Origin of the sequence: Citrobacter sp. Cpo109 (assembly GCF_030332565.1) — a bacterium.
GTDB lineage: Bacteria > Pseudomonadota > Gammaproteobacteria > Enterobacterales > Enterobacteriaceae > Citrobacter > Citrobacter portucalensis.
In genome coordinates this window covers 26,135-49,052 of the sequence record NZ_JAOWHQ010000070.1, presented here as the reverse complement: position 1 = coordinate 49,052, position 22,918 = coordinate 26,135, and the positions used below count along the sequence as shown (strand labels likewise).

General features: G+C 53.0%; 21 protein-coding genes and 1 pseudogene. 10 read left to right on the top strand and 12 right to left on the bottom strand.

The window, feature by feature from the left end:
• Positions 1 to 66: 66 nt before the first annotated feature.
• The 7 genes from OGY71_RS20520 to tkt form a co-directional block, all read right to left on the bottom strand.
• Positions 67 to 813 carry an oxidative stress defense protein gene (locus OGY71_RS20520; protein ID WP_003825465.1) on the bottom strand — a complete coding sequence of 249 codons (747 nt, stop codon included), beginning with the start codon at positions 811 to 813 and terminating at the stop codon, positions 67 to 69.
• Positions 814 to 906: 93 nt separating this feature from the next.
• Positions 907 to 1,542 (bottom strand): arginine exporter ArgO, encoded by a 636-nt coding sequence (gene argO / locus OGY71_RS20515; protein WP_003027005.1) that lies wholly within the window; start codon positions 1,540 to 1,542, stop codon positions 907 to 909.
• A 196-nt stretch (positions 1,543 to 1,738) separates the two neighbouring features.
• Complete coding sequence (locus tag OGY71_RS20510; protein ID WP_003825461.1) at positions 1,739 to 2,599, bottom strand: small-conductance mechanosensitive channel MscS; 861 nt, start codon at positions 2,597 to 2,599, stop codon at positions 1,739 to 1,741.
• A 191-nt stretch (positions 2,600 to 2,790) separates the two neighbouring features.
• Positions 2,791 to 3,870 (bottom strand): class II fructose-bisphosphate aldolase, encoded by a 1,080-nt coding sequence (fbaA, locus tag OGY71_RS20505; protein WP_003027029.1) that lies wholly within the window; start codon positions 3,868 to 3,870, stop codon positions 2,791 to 2,793.
• Between the two features lie 88 nt (positions 3,871 to 3,958).
• Entirely contained in the window at positions 3,959 to 5,122 is a 1,164-nt protein-coding gene (gene pgk, locus OGY71_RS20500; RefSeq protein WP_003027032.1) for a phosphoglycerate kinase, read from the bottom strand.
• Between the two features lie 39 nt (positions 5,123 to 5,161).
• Positions 5,162 to 6,190 (bottom strand): erythrose-4-phosphate dehydrogenase, encoded by a 1,029-nt coding sequence (epd, locus tag OGY71_RS20495; protein WP_003825455.1) that lies wholly within the window; start codon positions 6,188 to 6,190, stop codon positions 5,162 to 5,164.
• A gap of 491 nt (positions 6,191 to 6,681) precedes the next feature.
• Positions 6,682 to 8,673: a transketolase gene (gene tkt / locus OGY71_RS20490; RefSeq protein WP_003825453.1), complete on the bottom strand. Its 1,992-nt coding sequence runs from the start codon at positions 8,671 to 8,673 to the stop codon at positions 6,682 to 6,684.
• A 279-nt stretch (positions 8,674 to 8,952) separates the two neighbouring features.
• On the opposite strand from tkt, the gene loiP reads away from it, so the two are divergent.
• Positions 8,953 to 9,711 (top strand): metalloprotease LoiP, encoded by a 759-nt coding sequence (loiP, locus tag OGY71_RS20485; protein WP_003825452.1) that lies wholly within the window; start codon positions 8,953 to 8,955, stop codon positions 9,709 to 9,711.
• 99 nt (positions 9,712 to 9,810) lie between these two features.
• On the opposite strand, the gene speB is transcribed toward loiP, so the two are convergent.
• From speB to yqgG, 4 genes and pseudogenes are all read right to left on the bottom strand, one after another.
• Positions 9,811 to 10,731, bottom strand: a complete 921-nt coding sequence (speB, locus tag OGY71_RS20480) for an agmatinase (RefSeq protein WP_003825449.1) — start codon at positions 10,729 to 10,731, stop codon at positions 9,811 to 9,813.
• Between the two features lie 207 nt (positions 10,732 to 10,938).
• A complete protein-coding gene (speA, locus tag OGY71_RS20475) occupies positions 10,939 to 12,915 on the bottom strand; it encodes a biosynthetic arginine decarboxylase (RefSeq protein WP_071692619.1) in 1,977 nt (658 codons plus the stop codon).
• 8 nt (positions 12,916 to 12,923) lie between these two features.
• Positions 12,924 to 13,055, bottom strand: coding sequence for an acid stress response protein YqgB (gene yqgB, locus OGY71_RS20470; protein WP_003027062.1), 132 nt, complete (start codon positions 13,053 to 13,055; stop codon positions 12,924 to 12,926).
• Between the two features lie 258 nt (positions 13,056 to 13,313).
• Positions 13,314 to 13,415: pseudogene (gene yqgG / locus OGY71_RS20465) on the bottom strand (small protein YqgG); the annotation flags it as partial.
• 542 nt (positions 13,416 to 13,957) lie between these two features.
• Here yqgG and metK point away from each other — a divergent pair.
• The 8 genes from metK to ruvX all read left to right on the top strand — a co-directional run bounded on the left by metK (position 13,958) and on the right by ruvX (position 21,212).
• Positions 13,958 to 15,112 (top strand): methionine adenosyltransferase, encoded by a 1,155-nt coding sequence (metK, locus tag OGY71_RS20460; protein WP_020996311.1) that lies wholly within the window; start codon positions 13,958 to 13,960, stop codon positions 15,110 to 15,112.
• Positions 15,113 to 15,510: 398 nt separating this feature from the next.
• The gene (galP, locus tag OGY71_RS20455; protein WP_008785766.1) at positions 15,511 to 16,905 is read left to right on the top strand and encodes a galactose/proton symporter; all 1,395 of its coding nucleotides are present in this window, start codon (positions 15,511 to 15,513) and stop codon (positions 16,903 to 16,905) included.
• A gap of 78 nt (positions 16,906 to 16,983) precedes the next feature.
• Complete coding sequence (locus tag OGY71_RS20450; RefSeq protein WP_003825440.1) at positions 16,984 to 17,481, top strand: SprT family zinc-dependent metalloprotease; 498 nt, start codon at positions 16,984 to 16,986, stop codon at positions 17,479 to 17,481.
• A gap of 94 nt (positions 17,482 to 17,575) precedes the next feature.
• Positions 17,576 to 18,283, top strand: coding sequence for a deoxyribonuclease I (gene endA, locus OGY71_RS20445; RefSeq protein ID WP_008785767.1), 708 nt, complete (start codon positions 17,576 to 17,578; stop codon positions 18,281 to 18,283).
• A 74-nt stretch (positions 18,284 to 18,357) separates the two neighbouring features.
• Positions 18,358 to 19,089, top strand: a complete 732-nt coding sequence (gene rsmE, locus OGY71_RS20440) for a 16S rRNA (uracil(1498)-N(3))-methyltransferase (protein ID WP_008785768.1) — start codon at positions 18,358 to 18,360, stop codon at positions 19,087 to 19,089.
• Between the two features lie 19 nt (positions 19,090 to 19,108).
• A complete protein-coding gene (gshB, locus tag OGY71_RS20435) occupies positions 19,109 to 20,056 on the top strand; it encodes a glutathione synthase (protein ID WP_003027083.1) in 948 nt (315 codons plus the stop codon).
• A gap of 176 nt (positions 20,057 to 20,232) precedes the next feature.
• On the top strand, positions 20,233 to 20,796 hold the full coding sequence (locus OGY71_RS20430) for a YqgE/AlgH family protein (RefSeq protein WP_003027086.1): 564 nt from the start codon (positions 20,233 to 20,235) through the stop codon (positions 20,794 to 20,796).
• Positions 20,796 to 21,212, top strand: coding sequence for a Holliday junction resolvase RuvX (gene ruvX, locus OGY71_RS20425; protein ID WP_003825428.1), 417 nt, complete (start codon positions 20,796 to 20,798; stop codon positions 21,210 to 21,212). The genes OGY71_RS20430 and ruvX overlap by 1 nt, the downstream gene beginning before the upstream one ends.
• Here the strand turns inward: ruvX and OGY71_RS20420 are convergent.
• Entirely contained in the window at positions 21,209 to 22,189 is a 981-nt protein-coding gene (locus OGY71_RS20420; protein WP_003825426.1) for a type IV pilus twitching motility protein PilT, read from the bottom strand. The genes ruvX and OGY71_RS20420 overlap by 4 nt on opposite strands.
• Before the next feature lie 17 nt (positions 22,190 to 22,206).
• On the opposite strand from OGY71_RS20420, the gene OGY71_RS20415 reads away from it, so the two are divergent.
• Positions 22,207 to 22,911, top strand: a complete 705-nt coding sequence (locus OGY71_RS20415; RefSeq protein WP_003825418.1) for a YggS family pyridoxal phosphate-dependent enzyme — start codon at positions 22,207 to 22,209, stop codon at positions 22,909 to 22,911.
• The last annotated feature ends 7 nt before the right edge of the window (positions 22,912 to 22,918 follow it).

Sequence of the window (22,918 nt, the reverse complement as noted above, 5' to 3'; positions counted from 1 at the left end):
ATGTGGGGTCTCATTTTTACAGTTGCTCACAGAAAAAACCCGGCTGGAAAGCCGGGTCTGCAATGATTACTGGGTTTTGGCTGGCGTTGCTGCTGGTTGCCCCGCCGTCGGCTCAATCTGGAAGACCACATCAACCTGATCGTCAAACTGAATAACCGGCTGTTCGTAGGTTTCCTGAGCGGATGTCGCAGGCGCTGCATCTGCTTTCATCATCCGTACCATCGGGCTCGGTTGATAATTGGAAACATGGTAACGCACGCTGTAAACGGGCCCCAATTTGCTGTTAAAGCCCGCAGCTAACTGCTCAGCCTGATGAATAGCATCATCAATTGCTGCTTTACGCGCTTTATCTTTGTAAGTATCCGGCTGGGCAACGCCAAGCGATACCGAACGGATCTCATTCAGACCGGCCTTCAGTGCACCATCGAGCAGCGCATTGAGTTTGTCCAACTGACGCAGCGTGACCTCAACGGTACGTACCGCACGATAGCCTTTAAGGACGCTTTTACCATTCTGGTAGTCGTAGTCCGGCTGGGTGCGCAGGTTTGCCGCGCTAATATCTTTCTTCGCTATCTGGTTCTGTTCAAGGAAGGACAGATATTGTGCCACGCGCTCATCAGCCTGTTTCTTCGCTGAAGCCGCATCCTTTGCAGCTACGTTCACTTCAATCGCCAGAGTAGCGATGTCTGGTGTCGCATCCACGCTTGCCGTTCCGGAAGTCACGATGTGCGGTCCATTTGGCAACTCATTTGCCTGTACCGATAGTGCGCTGAATCCGACTAATGCCGCCAGGGCCATTATTTTGAACTTCACGGTCGTTCCTCCATGTTTCATTAATTACCCCGAAACTCAGGGCACATGCAGGCAAGCTTAGCCGATCTCGCTGCGTTGTCCATCAGACAACACTTAGTTGAACAACGCATGAACGTGCGCAACACCTTCTTTTGCCAACTGAAAAGCGATAAACCACATCACCAATCCTACCAGGGTATTGATGATCCGCTGTGCTTTAGCAGTGCGCAAACGCGGAGCGAGCCAGGCCGCCAGCAATGCCAGGCCGAAGAACCACAGGAACGAAGCGCTGACGGTACCCAGCGCAAACCAGCGCTTAGGCTCAACGTCCAGTTGGCCTCCCAGACTCCCCAGCACCACAAAGGTATCCAGGTAAACATGGGGGTTGAGCCATGTCACCGCCAGCATAGTAGCGATAATTTTCCAGCGGCCCTGCTTCATCACCTCGGCGCTGGCCAGTTCCAGGTTACTGCTCATCGCCGTTTTTAACGCCCCGAAACCGTACCAGAGTAAAAATGCCACCCCACCCCAAGTGACAAGCGCCATCAGCCATGGTGACTGCATCAGCAAGGCGCTACCGCCAAAGATCCCCGCGCAAATCAGCACTAAGTCGCTGATAGCGCAGAGTAAAGCAATCATGATGTGATACTGGCGACGGATCCCCTGATTCATCACGAAGGCGTTTTGCGGACCGAGAGGAAGTATCATAGCCGCACCAAGTGCAAGCCCTTGAAAATAATACGATAACACGTTAATCATCCCGAACTGTTTCTCTTAGGAGCAGACTATAGCGCGGGGAAAACATTAGCGGAAATGGATAATTTTAATCAGGGATAAGAAGAATTAATACCACGGGGGGAGGGGGAAATGCCGGATGACGGCTGACGCCTTATCCGGCCTATAAAACCTGTGGGCCCGGTAAGCGATAGCGCCACCGGGCACGCGATTACTCTGCCGCGCTCTCTTTCACACGCTTGAAGTTCACATCCATCTGCGGGTACGGGAAGCTGATACCATTGGCGTCAAACTCGCGTTTAATACGCTCCAGTACGTCCCAGTAAACGCTTTGCAGATCGCTACTGTTGCTCCAGACGCGTACCACAAAATTAATCGAGGAAGCGCCCAGCTCATTCAGGCGCACCGTCATTTCACGATCTTTAAGGATACGCTCGTCAGACTGAATGATATCGGTGAGGATTTTTTTCACCTGATCGATATCGGAGTCGTAAGCCACGCCGATGATAAATTCGTTACGACGAACCGGCTCACGAGAGAAGTTAATGATGTTCCCGGCAATGATTTTACCGTTTGGGATCACCACAATCTTACCGTCTACGGTACGCATAGTCGTGGAGAAAATCTGCACGTTGAGTACGGTTCCCGCTACGCCTCCGAGGTCTACATACTCACCTGCGCGGAACGGACGGAACATCACCAGCAGCACGCCAGCAGCGAGGTTGGACAGCGAACCTTGCAGCGCCAGACCAACGGCTAAACCTGCGGCACCGAGAACGGCAATCACAGAAGCGGTTTGTACCCCAACTCGGCCCAGAGCGGCAATCAGCGTGAACGCGATAATACCGTAACGCACCAGTGCAGAGAGGAAGTCAGCAACGGTTGCATCAATTTTACGTGCCACCATCAGGCGGTTAACGGTGTTTGATACGATGCGCGCCACAATCATACCGATAATGACAATGGCGATGGCCGCAACGATGTTGACGGCATAGCTTAACAGCAGCTCCTGATTGCGGACCAGCCAGGTGCCCGCACCATTTATGCTGTCGACAACATTCAAATCTTCCATTCAATATTCCTTTTTTGCTTACCCAAATGGGAAAAATAAAGCCGTCCCAACGGGACTGGCAATCTGACAAGGGTAAACAATAAACCTGGATTTTGCCAAACAGATCACAGAATTCTCTGCCAGCAGCATATTGAAATGGCAATAAAAAAGGCCCGCATTTGCGGGCCTCATGTCACGTAGAACGGCGTAAATTACAGAACATCAACCGCGTTCAGTTCTTTGAAAGCCTGTTCCAGACGGGTGATCATGGTTGCCTGACCAGCACGCAGCCATACGCGCGGATCGTAGTATTTCTTGTTCGGCTGATCTTCGCCTTTCGGGTTGCCCAGCTGGCCCTGCAGGTAAGCTTCGTTCGCTTTGTAGTAGTTCAGAACGCCTTCCCAGGTAGCCCATTGGGTATCGGTGTCGATGTTCATTTTCACTACGCCGTAGCTTACGGAGTCTTTGATTTCCTGAGCAGTAGAACCGGAACCGCCGTGGAAGACGAAGTTCAGGCTGTTGTGCGGCAGGTTATGTTTCTTAGAAACATAGTCCTGAGAGTCGCGCAGGATGGTCGGGGTCAGAACAACGTTACCCGGCTTGTAAACGCCGTGAACGTTACCGAAGGAAGCTGCGATGGTGAAACGCGGGCTGATTTTGCTCAGCTCGGTGTATGCGTAATCAACGTCTTCCGGCTGGGTGTACAGTGCAGAAGCGTCCATGTGGCTGTTGTCCACGCCGTCTTCTTCGCCACCGGTGCAACCCAGTTCGATTTCCAGGGTCATGCCCATTTTGGACATGCGCGCCAGGTATTTGGAGCAGATTTCGATGTTCTCTTCCAGAGACTCTTCAGACAGGTCGATCATGTGAGAAGAGAACAGCGGTTTGCCGGTTGCTGCGAAGTGTTTTTCACCCGCGTCCAGCAGACCGTCGATCCACGGCAGCAGTTTCTTCGCGCAGTGGTCAGTGTGCAGGATAACCGGAACACCGTAGTGTTCAGCCATCTGGTGAACGTGATGCGCGCCAGAGATAGCACCCAGGATTGCAGCGCCCTGAGGAACGTCAGACTTCACGCCTTTACCCGCGATGAAAGAAGCACCACCGTTGGAGAACTGTACGATTACCGGCGCTTTAACTTTTGCAGCGGTTTCCAGAACGGCGTTGATGGAGTCGGTACCCACGCAGTTAACAGCTGGCAGAGCAAAGTTGTTTTCTTTTGCTACCTGGAAAACTTTCTGTACGTCATCACCAGTGATTACGCCTGGTTTTACGAAATCAAAAATTTTAGACATATTACGAATCCTGTATCTTCGGCCTTGGAAAGGGCGCGCGCTCTAAAGCGCGCTAATAATTGGGCAGGTTTCCCTGCCCATTAAATGCTTACTTTTTAGCGCGCTCTTCGAGCATCGCTACTGCTGGCAATACTTTACCTTCCACGAATTCGAGGAAAGCGCCGCCGCCAGTGGAGATGTAGGAGATTTTGTCAGCAATGCCGAACAAGTCGATTGCTGCCAGGGTGTCACCGCCGCCTGCGATAGAGAACGCTTCGCTGTCTGCGATAGCGTTAGCAACGATTTCAGTACCTTTGCGGAAGTTCGGGAACTCGAACACGCCAACCGGGCCGTTCCACAGAATGGTTTTCGCATTCTTCAGGATGTCAGCCAGCTGCTGTGCAGAAGCGTCGCCGATGTCCAGGATCTGCTCGTCTTCTTTCACATCGCTAACGGACTTCAGAGTAGCCGGTGCAGTTTCAGAGAATTCAGTCGCTACGCGAACGTCGGTCGGGACCGGGATGTCACAAGTGGTCAGCAGACGCTTAGCTTCGTCAACCAGGTCAGCTTCGTACAGGGATTTACCCACGTTGTGGCCTTGAGCGGCAACGAAGGTGTTCGCGATACCACCGCCAACGATCAGCTGGTCAGCGATTTTTGACAGAGAATCCAGAACGGTCAGTTTGGTGGAAACTTTAGAACCGCCAACGATAGCAACCATCGGACGAGCAGGTTCTTTCAGTGCTTTACCCAGCGCATCCAGCTCAGCAGCCAGCAGCGGGCCTGCGCAAGCTACATCAGCGAATTTACCGATACCGTGAGTAGAAGCCTGTGCACGGTGAGCTGTACCGAAAGCGTCCATTACGAATACGTCGCACAGCGCAGCATATTTTTTGGACAGTGCTTCGTCGTCTTTCTTCTCGCCTTTGTTGAAGCGAACGTTTTCCAGAACTACCAGTTCACCGGCAGCGACTTCAACGCCGTCCAGGTAATCTTTTACCAGGCGAACCGGAGCAGACAGTTTGTCTTTCAGGTAGTTAACAACCGGCAGCAGAGAGAATTCTTCGTTGTACTCGCCTTCGGTAGGACGACCCAGGTGGGAAGTTACCATCACTTTCGCACCCTGTTTCAGGGCCAGTTCGATGGTCGGCAGAGAAGCACGGATACGCGCATCGCTGGTTACTTTCCCTTCTTTAACTGGTACGTTCAGGTCCGCACGGATAAAAACGCGTTTACCAGCCAGATCCAGATCGGTCATCTTAATTACAGACATGGTGAATCCTCTCGTTGATTCATAAAGTTTTGTCGACGCTCAAGCGTCGAGCCTGAAACCAATAGCAGCCATCGCTAACGTAGTGTCGAGCATACGGTTAGCAAAGCCCCATTCATTATCACACCAGACCAGCGTTTTGATCAGGTGAGCGCCACTCACACGCGTTTGCGTACCATCAACGATGGCGCTGTGCGGGTCGTGGTTAAAATCTACAGAGACCAACGGTAATTCCGTATAGTCAACTATACCATGAAATGCACCTTGTGCTGCTTTTTGCAGCAACTGGTTGACTTCACTGGCTTTTACTGGTTTTTTCACCGTCACGCTTAAGTCGATCGCCGTCACATTTATGGTTGGTACACGCACCGCTATCGCTTCAAAACGATCGTTAAACTGCGGGAAAATTCGCGTGATGCCCGCCGCCAGTTTGGTATCAACCGGAATAATCGACTGGCTGGCCGCTCGCGTGCGACGCAGGTCAGGATGATAAGCATCAATAACCTGCTGATCGTGCATCGCAGAGTGGATCGTGGTGACGGTACCAGACTCAATGCCGTAAGCATCATCCAGCAATTTAATGACGGGTATTATGCAATTCGTGGTGCAGGAAGCGTTGGAAACGATCCGGTGCTCAGCGCGCAGCTGATCCTGATTAACGCCATACACAACGGTTGCGTCGATGTCGTGACTACCAGGATGTGAAAAGAGCACTTTTTTTGCACCAGCGGCAATATGCGCCTCGCCGTGTTCGCGATTGCCGAAGACCCCCGTACAATCCAGCACGATGTCGACACCCAGTTCGCGCCATGGAAGTGCATCGAGTGTTCGCTCATGCAGAATGCGGATAGCGTCATCGCCAACCATGAGCTGGTCACGTTCCTGACGAACATCCCAGGCAAAACGTCCATGGCTGGTGTCATATTTCAACAAATGCGCCATGCCTGCAGCATCCGCAAGTTCGTTGATTGCCACCACGGTGATTTCCGCCCGACGCCCGGATTCATACAAAGCACGAACCACGTTGCGTCCGATGCGACCGAAACCATTAATCGCTACGCGTACGGTCATAGGTCTCCTGCAAGGATTTCTCAGAAACGATGTGGCAGACAGAGTAATGCAGCAAATCGCTCAGGGAAACCTTACCTGTCGCAAACTGCGACTAATTGGTTAATTGTCGAACATTTAATCGACTGAAACGCTTCAGCTAGAATAAGCGAAACGCGGAATAAAAGGAATGATTGTCCAGCAACAGAACACAGTTATCTGACTTGCGTCACATTTTAACGCCCTTCAACGCTAAATTTATTCCATATTCCAGAATGACGAATAACCGTAGCAAAATTATTTCGTTGTCGTGTTACACACCCTGATTTAAATCAGAAAGCCCCCTAACCTACATCTAATCACCAGCGCGAGGTCCGAGTCCCGGAGCCCTTCAACGATGCCGCAGACGGTCTGGATAGCAGACTGCGCCGTGCGATTGCGCAACGCGCGGCGCGTTCCGGAAAAGCAAAAAAAAACGGGCCGCCTGAGCGACCCGTTTTCACCTGTAATCGAAATTACAGCAGTTCTTTTGCTTTCGCGACAACGTTGTCTACGGTGAAGCCGAACTCTTCAAACAGCAACTCTGCCGGAGCAGACTCACCAAAGGTGGTCATACCGACGATTGCGCCGTTCAGGCCCACGTATTTGAACCAGTAGTCAGCGATACCTGCTTCCACTGCAACGCGAGCGGAAACCGCTTTCGGCAGCACAGACTCACGGTAAGCGGCATCCTGTTTGTCGAACGCGTCGGTAGACGGCATGGAAACCACGCGAGCCTTCACGCCTTCGGCAGTCAGTTTGTCCCACGCAGCCACAGCCAGCTCAACTTCAGAACCGGTAGCGATGAAGATCAGTTCCGGCTGACCGTCGCAGTCTTTAAGCACGTAACCACCGCGAGCGATGTTTGCCAGCTGCTCTTCGGTACGCTCCTGCTGTGCCAGGTTCTGGCGGGAGAGGATCAGCGCGGTCGGGCCGTCCTGACGCTCAACGCCGTATTTCCACGCAACGGCGGATTCAACCTGGTCACACGGACGCCATGTGCTCATGTTCGGGGTCACACGCAGAGAAGCAACCTGCTCTACCGGCTGGTGAGTCGGGCCGTCTTCGCCCAGACCGATGGAGTCGTGGGTGTAGACCATGACCTGACGCTGTTTCATCAGCGCAGCCATACGCACCGCGTTACGGGCATATTCCACGAACATCAGGAAGGTGGAGGTATACGGCAGGAAACCACCGTGCAGCGAGATACCGTTGGCAATCGCGGTCATACCAAATTCACGCACGCCGTAATGGATGTAGTTACCGGCAGTATCTTCGTTAATCGCTTTCGAACCAGACCACAGCGTCAGGTTAGACGGTGCCAGGTCAGCGGAGCCGCCGAGGAATTCAGGCAGCAGAGGACCGAAGGCTTCAATCGCGTTCTGAGAAGCTTTACGGCTGGCGATTTTCGCCGGATTAGCTTGCAGCTTAGCAATGAACTCGTTCGCTTTTGCGTCGAAGTCAGACGGCATTTCACCTTTCATACGACGGGTAAATTCAGCCGCTTCCTGCGGGTAGGCTTTCGCATAAGCAGCGAACTTCTCGTTCCATGCAGCTTCTTTTGCCTGACCGGCTTCTTTCGCATCCCACTGCGCGTAGATTTCAGACGGGATTTCGAACGGTGCGTATTTCCAGCCCAGCTGTTCACGGGTCAGTGCGATTTCTGCATCGCCCAGCGGTGCACCGTGAGAGTCGTGAGTACCCGCTTTGTTCGGAGAACCGAAACCGATGATGGTTTTGCACATCAGCAGGGACGGTTTGTCGGTCACTGCGCGTGCTTCTTCTACTGCACGTTTAATGGCGTCAGCATCGTGGCCATCAACGCCACGAACCACATGCCAGCCGTAAGCTTCAAAACGCTTCGCGGTGTCATCGGTGAACCAGCCTTCAACGTGGCCATCGATAGAGATGCCGTTGTCATCGTAGAACGCAACCAGTTTACCCAGCTTCAGCGTACCAGCCAGGGAACATACCTCGTGAGAGATACCTTCCATCATGCAGCCGTCGCCCATGAAAGCATAGGTGAAGTGGTCAACGATGTCGTGACCTGGACGGTTAAACTGCGCCGCCAGCGTTTTTTCAGCGATAGCCATACCCACTGCATTCGCAATGCCCTGACCCAGAGGACCTGTAGTGGTTTCAACACCCGCGGTGTAACCCACTTCCGGGTGACCCGGAGTTTTGGAGTGCAGCTGACGGAAGTTCTGCAGCTCGGACATCGGCAGATCGTAGCCGGTGAGGTGCAGCAGGCTATAAATCAGCATGGAGCCGTGGCCGTTGGACAGCACGAAGCGGTCACGGTCAGCCCAGGACGGGTTAGTCGGGTTGTGGTTCAGGAAATCACGCCACAGGACTTCGGCAATGTCAGCCATACCCATCGGGGCACCCGGGTGACCGGATTTGGCTTTCTGTACTGCGTCCATGCTCAGCGCACGAATAGCATTGGCAAGCTCTTTACGTGAGGACATTTTGACTCCAGATCGGATAATGAAGGCTGAGCCCTTAACGACTTGACGACAGCGCGTTTTGGGCTACGCCGGAAAAAAGTGCCAACAATGTAACCCAAGCCGCGTGTCATGTACATGGAGCATCCTTTTGCCGCTTCAGAAATCTCTGGATCATGCGCGCAAGTTGCGCAATCTTCTCGCCCGCGTATTGTTCTTTTCTTTATACTTAGGCCGAGCGTCGGTTCACCTGCAAACGACGTAATTTTTAGAATAATCCTGACTTTGTGCGGAAGAGAAAAAATGAAAATTCGCGCTTTACTGCTTGCTACGAGCATGGCTGCGGCATTGACCGGCTGCCAGAACATGGACTCCAACGGACTGCTTTCTTCTGGCGCGGAGGCTTTTCAGGCCTACAGTCTGAGCGATGCTCAGGTAAAAGCGCTGAGCGATCAGGCCTGTAAAGATATGGACAGCAAGGCTACTATCGCTCCGGCCAGCAGCGAGTACGCAACGCGTCTTGGCAAAATCGCCGCCGCGCTTGGCGATAACATAAACGGCCAGCCGGTGAACTACAAAGTCTATATGGCGAAAGATGTGAATGCCTTTGCCATGGCAAACGGCTGTATCCGCGTGTACAGCGGCCTGATGGATATGATGACCGACAACGAAGTCGAAGCGGTAATCGGCCATGAAATGGGCCACGTCGCGCTGGGTCACGTGAAAAAAGGTATGCAGGTTGCGCTGGGTACTAACGCCGTACGTGCAGCGGCGGCATCCGCTGGCGGCATTGTCGGCAGCCTGTCGCAGTCGCAATTGGGCGATCTTGGCGAGAAACTGGTGAACTCGCAGTTCTCCCAGCGTCAGGAATCCGAGGCGGATGATTACTCGTATGATTTGTTGCGCAAACGCGGGATCAATCCGGCAGGTTTAGCCACCAGCTTTGAGAAACTGGCCAAACTGGAAGCTGGACGTCAAAGCTCAATGTTTGACGATCACCCGGCATCCGCAGAACGTGCGCAACATATTCGCGATCGCATGAGCGCTGACGGGATCAAATAACCGTTAATCGTGCCGGATGCGGCGTGAACGCCTTATCCGGCCTACAAACATCAACCAGCTGTAGGCCGGATAAGCGTTAGCGCCATCCGGCAAAACAACTTATTCGCCTTTTTTCGCTGCCTGGATGTACAGCATTTCCAGAGCCAGCGTAGCCGCTGCCAGCGCGGTGATCTCTGACTGATCGTAAGCCGGAGCCACTTCAACAACGTCCATCCCGACGATGTTCAGATCTTTCAGACCACGTACCAGCTTGATCGCGCGATCGGAAGTCAGACCGCCAATCACTGGCGTACCGGTACCCGGCGCAAACGCTGGATCCAGACAGTCGATATCAAAGGTCAGATACACCGGCATATCACCGACAATCTGCTTAACCTGGGCGATGATGTCATCTACGCTGCGATCGTTCACCTGGCAGGCATCCAGCACGGTAAAGCCGTTGTCTTTGTCGAATTCGGTACGAATACCAATCTGCACAGAGTGATTCGGATCGATCAGCCCTTCGTTCGGCGCCGTGTAGAACATGGTGCCGTGGTCGAATTCGCAGCCGTTCGCGTAGGTATCTGTGTGGGCATCAAAGTGCACCAGCGCCATTTTACCAAAATGCTTAGCGTGCGCGCGCAACAGCGGCAGCGTGACGAAGTGGTCGCCGCCGAAGGAGAGCATCCGCTTACCGGCAGAAAGCAGCTTCTCAGCATGAGCCTGCAGTTTTTCACTCATTTCACGCGCATCACCGAAGGCATAAACCAGATCGCCGCAGTCCACCACGTTCAGGCGCTCGCGCATATCGAAGTTCCACGGGAAGCGGTTGTGTTCCCACGCCAGGTTAGTGGAAACCTGACGGATTGCCGCCGGACCATGACGCCCGCCCGCACGACCAGACGTTGCCATATCAAACGGTACGCCGGTGATCACCCAATCGGCGTCGCTTTCGTATGGCATGAAGTTCATCGGCAGACGTAAAAAACCAAAGGCGTTAGAAACCAGGGAGTTGTCGTATTGATGACCTAAGGTGCTCATGTACTGACCTCTTTAAAAATCGATGAAAAAAAATCCCCTCCGCGTCGTTAAGCCCGACGAGGAAGGGATTGATTTGGTAGCTGCATATTTACGGCAAATTATCGCCGTTATTTTGTACGGATTCAAGTAAGTGCCACAAATGCGGCTTCGCCTTATCCGACCTACTTTCGTAGGCCCGGTAAGCGTAGCGCCAGCAGGCATTTATCGTTACTCATCTTCCAGATAAGTATAACCGTACAGACCGGCCTCAAACTCTTCGAGGAACTGTTGCTGCAGCTCGGTATCCAGATCGGTGTTTTTCACCTGGTCACGGAACTGCGTCAGCAGGGTGTTCGGATCCAGTTGCACGTACTGCAACATATCCGCCACGGTATCCCCTTCATCAGACAGCTCAACTTCCACACTGCCGTCAGGGAAGACGAACACGTCAACCGCTTCGGTATCACCAAAAAGGTTGTGCATGTTGCCGAGGATCTCCTGGTACGCCCCCACCATAAAGAAGCCCAGCATCGGCGGGTTCTCCGGGTCGTATTCCGGCATCGGCATAGTGGTCGCAATGCCATCACCGTCAACATAGTGGTCGATAGCGCCATCAGAGTCACAGGTGATATCCAACAGCACCGCACGGCGCTCAGGTACCTGGTTCAGTCCTTCCAGCGGCATTACCGGGAACAATTGATCGATCCCCCACGCATCCGGCATCGACTGGAACAGCGAGAAGTTGACGTAAATCTTATCCGCCATACGCTCCTGCAGCTCGTCGATAATCGGGCGATGCGCGCGGTTGCTCGGGTCGAGTTGTTTCTGCACTTCATGGCACATGTTCAGATAAAGCTGCTCAGCCCACGCGCGCTCTTGCAGGCTAAAGGTACCTGAAGAGTAACCAACGTGAATATCGTGCAGATCCATCTGGCTGTCGTGCAGCCATTCACGCAGCGAACGGCGAGTTCCCGGTTCATGCATTTCTTGCCAGGTTTCCCACATGCTTTGCAGAGCACGCGGCGCATCGTCAGCCGGAGGCGTTGCTTCTGTGTGTTCACTACGCTCAACGCCGATAATGTTAGATACCAGCACGGTATGGTGCGCGGTAACCGCGCGGCCAGACTCGGTGATTACCGTCGGATGAGGCAGGCCGTGTTCTTCACAGGCGTCGCCAATAGCCCAGATGATGTTGTTGGCATATTCGTTCAGGCCGTAGTTTACAGAACAGTCAGACTGCGAACGGGTACCTTCGTAATCCACGCCCAGACCACCGCCCACGTCGAAGCACTGGATATTGACGCCAAGCTTGTGCAGCTCAACGTAGAAACGCGCCGATTCACGTACGCCGGTGGCGATATCACGAATATTCGCCATCTGCGAGCCAAGGTGGAAGTGCAGCAACTGAATGCTGTCCAGACGACCGCGCTCGCGCAGAATTTCGACCAGTTGCAGCACCTGGTTTGCCGCCAGGCCGAATTTCGATTTTTCCCCGCCGGAGGACTGCCACTTGCCAGAGCCCTGCGACGCCAGACGCGCACGCACGCCCAGACGCGGAACGACATTCAGGCGTTCAGCTTCATCCAGCACGATAGCGATTTCAGACATCTTCTCGATGACCAGATAGACCTTATGGCCCATCTTCTCGCCAATCAGCGCCAGACGGATATATTCGCGGTCTTTATAACCGTTACACACGATCACGCTACGGGTCATTCCGGCATGGGCCAGAACGGCCATCAGTTCAGCTTTGGAACCCGCTTCCAGCCCCAGCGGTTCGCCAGAGTGGATCAGCGATTCAATCACGCGACGGTGCTGGTTGACCTTGATCGGGTAAACGAGAAAATAGTCACCGTTGTAACCGTAAGATTCACGGGCACGTTTAAACGCGGCGTTAATCGAACGCAGACGGTGTTGCAGGATCTGCGGGAAGCAGAACAATGCAGGCAAACGCTGGCCCTGCGCTTCACGGGCTTTCACCAACTCAGCAAGGTCAACGCGCGCTTCGGGTACGTCCGGATCCGGGCACACGCTGATGTGACCCAGTTCATTGACGTCGTAGTAGTTATTACCCCACCAGGCAATATTGTAAGTACGCAGCATCTTGCTGGCTTCCTGGGAACTCATTGCAACCTCCTGCATGGAGCGTAGTACACCGTGTTCGCCTGCTGACGAAGGCGAACCCAAAGAAATGTCGTCAGACATAGCGAACCTCAAATTTTATTAACAAGTGTAAAACAGTTGACTACTATCGCAATCCGAAGACGCGATAACAACCCAAATACAGGCAGAATTTGCAGCAGATAGTGCTGACGCTCCGACTGTGCGACCGGTTTCTTTTTCATATCAATGTAAACACGTAACCGAACTTAATGCTGACGGTTCGGCGAAACCACGAGAAAACTCTTGTTTACCAAGAGCGCCCTTGTTCAGTTCTTAGTGACCGTTACCGGCTCTTGAGTCCTGAGATACGCCGAGATGGGTATACACTTCATCCTTCATGCAGCCTCTTTGTTGGCTACGCTCATTCGCCCCAGTCACGTACTACTCGTACGTTCAGGGGACTCATTCACTTGCCGCCTCGACGCAGCATAAATGATTTTGTGTATATAACATCGACAGGTATGCAAAGCAGAGATGCAGATTGCGGGGGACATATGTACACCAGAACGGTGCGACAGATTCTGCAGAATACAACGGTTCATTATCTCGTATCACCTCCACGGTTGCTCCTTACGGAACGAACCCACAAGCCAAAGCTAAAGTTTTAACCCGGCTGGAAGTGGCAACACGATGAAAACGTCGTGTGCTTTTATCTATCCTAAATAATTCGAGTTGTGGGAAGGCGGCAACGCAGAGAGTCCCCGGGAGCTTACATGAGTAAGTGACTGGGACGGGGCGAGTATTGCCAACGCACATGCAACTTGAAGTATGACGGATATGAGCCGCGCGCCGCGTTTTATACCGATAAGAAAGTCAAAAAGCAAAAGATAAATATGCACATTGCCAGCACCGTCAGGAAAAATTTCCAGTTACATTTTCAGTACAATGCGACCTCAATCAAAAAAAGCTGGAAATCAGGCGAAGAACTGTCCTAAAATAGCCGTCCAGATGTTAATCCATCTATACCGATTAACACTCAGACTGCCAGTGTCCGTCATCTGCAGACTCATGGTAGAATCTTCTACACATGGCTATTCCACTCGACAGTTTGAGCTAACCAAATTCTCCTTAGGTGAAATTAAATATGGCAAAACACCTTTTTACGTCCGAGTCCGTATCAGAAGGGCATCCTGACAAAATCGCTGACCAAATCTCTGATGCTGTGCTGGATGCAATCCTGGAACAGGATCCAAAAGCACGCGTTGCCTGCGAAACCTACGTCAAAACCGGTATGGTTTTAGTTGGCGGTGAGATCACCACCAGCGCATGGGTTGATATCGAAGAGATCACCCGTAACACGGTTCGCGAAATTGGCTATGTGCATTCCGACATGGGCTTTGACGCCAACTCTTGCGCGGTACTGAGCGCGATTGGTAAACAGTCTCCGGACATCAACCAGGGTGTTGACCGTGCCGATCCGCTGGAACAGGGCGCAGGCGACCAGGGCCTGATGTTTGGTTATGCAACCAACGAAACCGACGTGCTGATGCCAGCACCTATTACCTATGCTCACCGTCTGGTGCAGCGTCAGGCTGAAGTGCGTAAAAACGGCACCTTATCCTGGCTGCGTCCGGATGCAAAAAGCCAGGTAACCTTCCAGTATGACGACGGCAAAATCGTCGGTATTGATGCGGTTGTTCTGTCTACTCAGCACTCTGAAGATATCGACCAGAAATCGCTGCAAGAAGCCGTTATGGAAGAGATCATCAAGCCGGTACTGCCGACTGAATGGCTGACCGCTTCGACCAAATTCTTCATCAACCCAACTGGTCGTTTCGTTATCGGCGGCCCGATGGGCGACTGCGGTCTGACCGGTCGTAAAATCATCGTTGATACCTACGGCGGCATGGCGCGTCACGGCGGCGGTGCATTCTCTGGTAAAGATCCGTCTAAAGTTGACCGTTCCGCAGCCTATGCAGCCCGTTACGTAGCGAAAAACATCGTTGCCGCAGGCCTGGCTGACCGTTGTGAGATTCAGGTTTCCTACGCAATCGGCGTGGCGGAACCGACATCTATCATGGTGGAAACGTTCGGTACTGAAAAAGTGCCTTCAGAGCAGCTGACCCTTTTGGTGCGTGAGTTCTTCGACTTGCGCCCGTATGGCCTGATTCAGATGCTGGATCTGCTGCACCCGATTTACAAAGAAACCGCTGCTTACGGTCACTTTGGTCGCGAACATTTCCCATGGGAAAAAACCGACAAAGCACAGTTGCTGCGCGACGCTGCCGGTCTGAAGTAATTTAAACCAGACTTAACGCTTATGAAGACCAGCCTCGCGCTGGTCTTTTTTTATACCTATTTCCTCTCCCACATCCATCACCAAACCGCGCTGATTACTATTGCTTTAAATGAAAATGAAAGCGATTACATCACACAATATTTCCCTCTACCTTGAATTAACATCTCTTAGCCAGCACACTTGCATCACTGTTACATTATCTTTCATCATTGTCTTAAATTCAGACGACAAACATTATTTAACCCCAGTAAATAACGTTAACTTTCAATGAATTAACTAATAACCCGCATGAATGACAGTGTAAGCGATTACACTAATGTGATGTGATTCGCATTTTTTTACGCCGTACTCACCTACCCTTAACATCAACAAAACTAGCTACCCAACCGGAGGGCATCATGCCTGACAATAAAAAAACGGGGCGTTCCAACAAAGCCATGACATTTTTTGTCTGCTTTCTGGCAGCCCTGGCTGGATTACTTTTTGGCCTGGATATCGGTGTTATTGCCGGTGCTTTACCGTTCATCACCGACGAGTTTCAAATTACCCCGCACACTCAGGAATGGGTGGTGAGTTCCATGATGTTTGGTGCGGCGGTAGGTGCTGTCGGCAGCGGTTGGCTCTCCTTCAAACTGGGACGCAAAAAAAGCCTGATGATCGGTGCGATCTTGTTTGTTGCGGGTTCACTGTTCTCCGCCGCTGCGCCAAACGTTGAAGTCCTGCTGGTTTCCCGCGTGCTGCTCGGTCTGGCTGTAGGTGTTGCGTCTTATACCGCGCCGCTGTACCTGTCTGAAATTGCCCCGGAAAAGATTCGTGGCAGCATGATCTCCATGTATCAGCTGATGATCACCATCGGTATTTTGGGCGCGTATCTTTCCGATACAGCGTTTAGCTACAGCGGCGCATGGCGCTGGATGCTGGGTGTAATCATCATCCCTGCCCTGCTGCTGCTGGTTGGCGTTATCTTCCTGCCGGACAGCCCACGTTGGTTTGCAGCTAAACGTCGTTTTGTTGATGCCGAACGCGTCCTGTTGCGTCTGCGTGACACCAGCGCAGAAGCCAAACGCGAGCTGGATGAAATCCGTGAAAGTCTGCAGGTGAAGCAGAGCGGCTGGGCGCTGTTTAAAGAAAACAGCAACTTCCGTCGTGCGGTATTCCTTGGCGTTCTGTTGCAGGTGATGCAGCAGTTCACCGGGATGAACGTCATCATGTATTACGCACCGAAAATCTTTGAGCTGGCGGGCTACACCAACACCACCGAGCAGATGTGGGGGACTGTTATCGTCGGTCTGACCAACGTGCTGGCAACCTTTATCGCCATTGGCCTGGTTGACCGTTGGGGCCGCAAGCCTACGCTGATCCTTGGCTTTATCGTGATGGCCGTTGGTATGGGCGTGCTGGGTACAATGATGCACGTGGGGATTCACTCGGCATCCGCACAATACTTCGCAGTACTGATGCTGCTGATGTTTATCGTTGGCTTTGCCATGAGCGCCGGTCCGCTGATTTGGGTACTGTGCTCTGAAATCCAGCCGCTGAAAGGCCGCGATTTCGGCATCACCTGCTCTACTGCAACCAACTGGATTGCCAACATGATCGTCGGCGCAACCTTCCTGACGATGCTGAACTCGCTGGGCAGCGCCAACACCTTCTGGGTCTACGGCGGCCTGAACGTACTGTTCATCTTCCTGACTCTGTGGCTGATCCCTGAAACTAAAAACGTCTCTCTGGAACACATTGAGCGTAACCTGATGAAAGGTCGTAAACTGCGCGAAATTGGCGCACACGACTAATCACCAAAGGCTTCCTCCCTCAGTGGGAGGAAGCCTTCCTCTTGCAGTCCCTTCCCTGTCGCACTATCCTCTGGCGTTATGAAAACCTCCCGTCTCCCTATCGCCATCCAGCAAGCCGTTATGCGTAGCCTGCGGGAAAAACTCGCCCAGGCCAATCTCAAGCTCGAACGCCAATATCCGGAGCCAAAGCTGGTTTACCAACAGCGCGGCACCGCCGCGGGCACTGCGTGGCTACAAACCTATGAAATTCGCCTTAATCCCGTCCTGCTGATGGAAAACGTCGACGCATTCATTAACGAAGTGGTGCCCCATGAACTGGCGCATTTACTGGTGTGGAAGCACTTTGGGCGCGTGCCGCCACACGGGAAAGAATGGAAATGGATGATGGAAAGCGTGCTGGGCGTACCGGCCCGGCGCACGCATCAGTTCGAACTGCAATCGGTGCAGCGCAAGACCTTTACTTACCGCTGTAAGTGTCAGGAGCACCAACTGACCGTCCGCCGCCATAACCGCGTTGTGCGCGGTGAGGCCACCTACCGCTGTGTTCACTGCGGCGAGCCACTGGTTGCAGAATAATCTTCAGAATTATCAGGAACTTTTCTGACCTAACTGATTGCATACTGGAATAACTTTCGCTACGTTGCGGGCTCGTTTTGACACGGAGTTTGTGATGTACCGTCATTTTTCTTTTGCTGCGGCCCTGTTAGCCGCTGCGTTTTCAGGCCCGGTTTTAGCCGAAGGCATCAACAGTTTTTCTCAGGCAAAAGCAGCAGGCGTCAAGGTTAACGCCGATGCGCCGGGCGATTTCTACTGCGGTTGTAAAATTAACTGGCAAGGCAAAAAAGGGGTCGTTGACCTCGAATCCTGCGGCTATAAAGTGCGAAAAAATGAAAACCGCGCCAGTCGAATTGAATGGGAGCACGTTGTCCCCGCCTGGCAATTTGGTCATCAGCGTCAGTGCTGGCAGGACGGAGGGCGTAAAAACTGCGCCAAAGATCCGGTCTATCGTAAGATGGAAAGCGACATGCATAACCTGCAACCTGCGGTGGGTGAGGTAAATGGCGATCGCGCTAACTTCATGTACAGCCAGTGGAACGGTGGCGAGGGTCAGTATGGGCAATGCGCCATGAAGGTCGACTTCAAAGAGAAAGTTGCCGAGCCGCCGGCCCGCGCCCGCGGTGCCATTGCTCGTACCTATTTTTACATGCGCGACCAGTACGATCTGACGCTCTCCCGCCAGCAAACTCAGCTTTTTAACGCCTGGAATAAGCAATATCCGGTCACCGACTGGGAGTGTGAGCGCGACGAACGCATTGCAAAGGTACAGGGGAACCATAACCCATATGTGCAACGCGCTTGCCAGGCGCAAAAGAGCTAACCTACACTAGCGTCAATATTTTTAACCATGCCCTGGCCTTTCGCAGCCCAGGGCCATGACGCGGATGTTTAACTATGCGCATTCCTCGCATTTATCACCCTGAGCCAATCACTTCCGGCAGCCAAATTTCACTGTGTGAAGATGCAGCCAACCATATCGGCCGCGTGCTGCGTATGGGACCGGGCCAGGCGCTACAGCTGTTTGATGGCAGCAATCAGGTATTCGACGCTGAAATCACCCACGCCAGTAAAAAAAGCGTGGACGTGAAGGTACTTAACGCTGAACTCGACGATCGTGAGTCGCCGTTGCACATCCACCTGGGTCAGGTGATGTCGCGCGGTGAAAAAATGGAATTCACTATCCAGAAATCGATCGAACTGGGTGTAAGCCTCATTACGCCACTTTTTTCTGAGCGCTGCGGCGTTAAACTGGACAGTGAACGCCTGAACAAGAAGCTCCAGCAGTGGCAGAAAATCGCCATTGCCGCCTGCGAACAGTGCGGTCGTAACCGGGTGCCCGAAATTCGCCCGGCAATGGATTTGGAAGCATGGTGCGCGGAACAGGACGAAGGTCTGAAACTGAACCTGCATCCGCGCGCCAGCGCCAGCATCAATACGCTGCCGCTGCCGGTGGAACGCATCCGCTTGCTGATTGGCCCGGAAGGCGGGTTGTCGGCAGATGAAATTGCCATGACCGCACGTTATCAGTTTACTGATATTCTGTTAGGACCTCGCGTTCTGCGTACTGAGACAACCGCGCTCACCGCCATTACTGCGCTACAGGTGCGTTTTGGCGATCTGGGCTAAGGCATAAACGGAGAAGAAAATGATCAAGCTCGGCATCGTGATGGATCCCATCGCAAGCATCAACATCAAGAAAGATTCCAGCTTCGCTATGCTGCTGGAAGCGCAACGTCGCGGTTACGAAATTCATTATATGGAGATGGCCGATCTTTATCTGATCAACGGTGAAGCCCGCGCCCATACGCGTACCCTGAGCGTAGAGCAGAACTACGACAAATGGTATGAGTTCAAGAGCGAGCAGGATCTCCCGCTGGCAGACCTGGACGTTATTCTGATGCGTAAGGATCCGCCATTTGATACCGAGTTCATCTACGCAACCTATATTCTGGAACGTGCAGAAGAAAAAGGGACGCTGATCGTCAACAAACCGCAGAGCCTGCGCGACTGCAACGAAAAGCTGTTCACCGCATGGTTTGCCGACCTGACGCCGGAAACGCTGGTCACGCGTAACAAAGCGCAGCTGAAAGCCTTCTGGCAAAAACACAGCGACATCATTCTCAAACCGCTGGATGGTATGGGCGGCGCATCTATTTTCCGTGTGAAGGAAGGCGACCCGAACCTTGGCGTCATTGCTGAAACGCTGACCGAGCACGGTACCCGCTACTGCATGGCGCAGAACTATCTGCCAGCAATTAAAGATGGCGATAAACGCGTCCTGGTGGTCGATGGCGAACCCGTTCCTTATTGCCTGGCGCGTATTCCGCAAGGCGGCGAAACCCGTGGTAACCTGGCCGCTGGCGGTCGTGGCGAGCCGCGTCCATTGACCGACAGCGACTGGGAAATTGCACGTCGCATTGGACCAACGCTGAAAGCGAAAGGTTTGATTTTTGTCGGTCTGGATATCATTGGCGATCGTCTGACGGAAATTAACGTTACCAGCCCAACCTGTATTCGTGAAATTGAAGCGGAGTTCCCGGTTTCGATTACCGGTATGCTGATGGATGCCATTGAGGCGCGTTTACAGAAATAAATACGTTGCCGGATAGCGACGCTATCGCGTCTTATCCGGCCTGGAATTGCACCCCGCAGGCCGGATTAGGCGAAGCCGTCATCCGGCAATGCTATCTTCAGAGGGTGACATCTTCGAGCTTTGCCCACATACTGGGCTCTGTTGCTTTTTTGAACCAGGAAACAGAACCTCTGACAATGAATTTACAGCATCACTTTCTGATTGCCATGCCTGCTCTCCAGGATCCGATTTTCCGCCGTTCCGTGGTGTACATCTGTGAACATAATGAGAACGGAGCAATGGGGATTATCGTCAATAAGCCTCTGGAAAACTTACAAATTGAAGGGATTCTGGAAAAGCTGAAGATTACCCCAGAAGAACGCGATCCGGCCATTCGTCTGGATAAACCAGTGATGCTCGGCGGCCCGCTGGCGGAAGACCGTGGATTTATTCTCCACACTCCACCGTCACGCTTTGCCTCCAGTATTCGCATCTCAGATAACACCATCATCACAACCTCCCGCGATGTACTAGAAACCCTGGGCACGCAAGAACAACCGTCCGAAGTGCTGGTTGCTCTGGGTTATTCATCATGGGAAAAAGGTCAACTGGAACAAGAGCTACTGGATAACGCCTGGCTCACGGCGCCCGCAGACCTCAACATCTTATTCAAAACGCCGATTGCCGACCGCTGGCGCGATGCGGCGAAGCTTATCGGGATAGATATTCAGACCATGCCTGGCGTGGCGGGACATGCCTGATGAGCGGAACATTACTCTCTTTTGATTTTGGTACGAAAAGTATTGGTGTTGCTGTTGGTCAGCGCATTACCGGTACGGCCAGACCGTTGCCCGCCATTAAGGCGCAGGACGGTACGCCAGACTGGAGTTTGATTGAACGCCTGCTGAAAGAATGGCAGCCGGATGAAATCATTGTCGGCCTACCACTCAACATGGATGGCACAGAACAGCCCCTTACCGCACGCGCGCGTAAGTTCGCTAACCGTATTCACGGTCGCTTTGGCGTAACCGTAACGCTGCACGATGAACGCTTGAGCACCGTCGAGGCCCGCTCCGGCCTGTTCGAACAAGGCGGATACCGGGCGTTGAATAAAGGCAAAGTGGACTCCGCTTCTGCCGTTATTATTCTCGAAAGCTATTTCGAGCAGGGCTACTAAAGCCGACCCTGCGCCTGGCGCTGCTGCTGGCTCTGCGTAAACGTCTGCATACCTGTCTGTTGCCCGGTTTGAATTACGCCGGGTAGCTGATGCGTTTTCCCTTCACGAATCAAATTGCCCACGGCTGGCGTGTTGACGAGCAGCTCAAATAGCGCCACGCGTCCTCCCAACTTATCTTCCTCCAGCTTTTGCGAAAGTACCGCCCGTAGGCTGTCTGCCAGCTGATTACGCACCGGATCTTTCTCCTGTGCGGGAAAGGTATCCACCAGCCGCGCGATGGCCTGCGCCGCCCCTCGCGTATGTAACGTTGCCAGCACCAGATGCCCGGTCTCCGCTGCCGTTAACGCCAGGCGAATAGTTTCCGCGTCGCGCAGTTCGCCCAGCAAAATGACGTCGGGATCTTCACGCAGCGCGCCGCGTAAACCGGCGGCAAAAGAAGCGCAGTGTACGCCCACCTCCCGTTGGTGAATAAGACAACGCTGGCTGGTGTAGCGATATTCAATGGGATCTTCCAGCGTCAAAATATGTCCCGCAACGTGCTGGTTAAGATATGCCACCATCGCCGCCAGGGTCGTTGATTTACCGCTACCGGTAGCGCCTGTCACCAGAATTAACCCATTTTCACTGCGCAGCAGTTCAGGTATGACGTCAGGGGTCTGGAGATCGTCTAAACGTGGACAATCAAGCGGGAGCAATCTTAGCGCCAGCGAGGTTCCCTGTTGATGAACAAAAGCACTGGCGCGCAGCCGCTGGGAACCTGCCAGCGCAATAGCAAAATCCAGCTGCCCCTGTTCCTGCCACTGTACCTGTTGTTGCTCATTGAGCCAGCACATCAGCAGATTCTCCACGTCAGGCGTAGTAAAGGGTGCGATTTCGACTTTTCCACGTATGCGCCAGCGCGCAGGCCATGCATTGCACAGGTGTAGATCCGACACGTTATGCTTTACACTAAGGGCCACTATTTCTTCCATATTCATATGAACATCCTCGGAAAATGAACGATATCGCGCATAACCTGGCACATGTCCGGGACAAAATCTCAGCCGCCGCGACGAGTTGCGGGCGGTCTTCAGAAGAAGTTACGTTGCTTGCAGTCAGTAAAACCAAACCTGCGAGCGCCATCGAAGAAGCCATTACCGCAGGGCAGCGTGCCTTCGGTGAAAACTATGTGCAGGAAGGGGTGGATAAAATCCGCTACTTCCAGGAAAAAGGCGTCAACGATCTGCAGTGGCACTTTATCGGCCCGCTGCAGTCCAACAAAAGTCGTCTGGTCGCCGAGCACTTTGACTGGTGCCATACGATCGACCGTCTGCGTATCGCTGCCCGTCTGAGCGAACAGCGCCCGGCGGAATTGCCGCCGCTCAATGTACTGATTCAAATTAATATCAGCGATGAGAACAGTAAGTCAGGCATTCCGCTGGCAGAGCTTGATGCACTGGCCGCTGAAGTCGCTGCACTGCCGCGCATTACCCTGCGTGGTCTGATGGCGATTCCGGCTCCAGAGTCAGATTATGTAAGGCAGTTTGAAGTTGCACAGCAAATGGCGGTAGCATTTGCCGGGTTGAAAACACGCTACCCAGGCATCGACACTCTCTCACTGGGAATGTCTGATGATATGGATGCCGCCATCGCGGCGGGTAGCACGATGGTGCGCATTGGCACTGCCATTTTTGGTGCTCGTGATTACACTAAAAAATAAGGAAAAC

Coding starts and splice junctions, on each gene's coding strand:
- fbaA (WP_003027029.1), bottom strand. CDS start 3,870: ATGTCTAAAATTTTTGATTTCGTAAAACCAGGCGTAATCACTGGTGAT.
- endA (WP_008785767.1), top strand. CDS start 17,576: ATGTACCGTCATTTTTCTTTTGCTGCGGCCCTGTTAGCCGCTGCGTTT.
- speB (WP_003825449.1), bottom strand. CDS start 10,731: ATGAGCACCTTAGGTCATCAATACGACAACTCCCTGGTTTCTAACGCC.
- OGY71_RS20430 (WP_003027086.1), top strand. CDS start 20,233: ATGAATTTACAGCATCACTTTCTGATTGCCATGCCTGCTCTCCAGGAT.
- speA (WP_071692619.1), bottom strand. CDS start 12,915: ATGTCTGACGACATTTCTTTGGGTTCGCCTTCGTCAGCAGGCGAACAC.
- OGY71_RS20450 (WP_003825440.1), top strand. CDS start 16,984: ATGAAAACCTCCCGTCTCCCTATCGCCATCCAGCAAGCCGTTATGCGT.
- OGY71_RS20510 (WP_003825461.1), bottom strand. CDS start 2,599: ATGGAAGATTTGAATGTTGTCGACAGCATAAATGGTGCGGGCACCTGG.
- ruvX (WP_003825428.1), top strand. CDS start 20,796: ATGAGCGGAACATTACTCTCTTTTGATTTTGGTACGAAAAGTATTGGT.
- rsmE (WP_008785768.1), top strand. CDS start 18,358: ATGCGCATTCCTCGCATTTATCACCCTGAGCCAATCACTTCCGGCAGC.
- gshB (WP_003027083.1), top strand. CDS start 19,109: ATGATCAAGCTCGGCATCGTGATGGATCCCATCGCAAGCATCAACATC.
- pgk (WP_003027032.1), bottom strand. CDS start 5,122: ATGTCTGTAATTAAGATGACCGATCTGGATCTGGCTGGTAAACGCGTT.
- yqgB (WP_003027062.1), bottom strand. CDS start 13,055: ATGAAAAAGAAACCGGTCGCACAGTCGGAGCGTCAGCACTATCTGCTG.
- loiP (WP_003825452.1), top strand. CDS start 8,953: ATGAAAATTCGCGCTTTACTGCTTGCTACGAGCATGGCTGCGGCATTG.
- galP (WP_008785766.1), top strand. CDS start 15,511: ATGCCTGACAATAAAAAAACGGGGCGTTCCAACAAAGCCATGACATTT.
- epd (WP_003825455.1), bottom strand. CDS start 6,190: ATGACCGTACGCGTAGCGATTAATGGTTTCGGTCGCATCGGACGCAAC.
- OGY71_RS20420 (WP_003825426.1), bottom strand. CDS start 22,189: ATGAATATGGAAGAAATAGTGGCCCTTAGTGTAAAGCATAACGTGTCG.
- tkt (WP_003825453.1), bottom strand. CDS start 8,673: ATGTCCTCACGTAAAGAGCTTGCCAATGCTATTCGTGCGCTGAGCATG.
- metK (WP_020996311.1), top strand. CDS start 13,958: ATGGCAAAACACCTTTTTACGTCCGAGTCCGTATCAGAAGGGCATCCT.
- OGY71_RS20415 (WP_003825418.1), top strand. CDS start 22,207: ATGAACGATATCGCGCATAACCTGGCACATGTCCGGGACAAAATCTCA.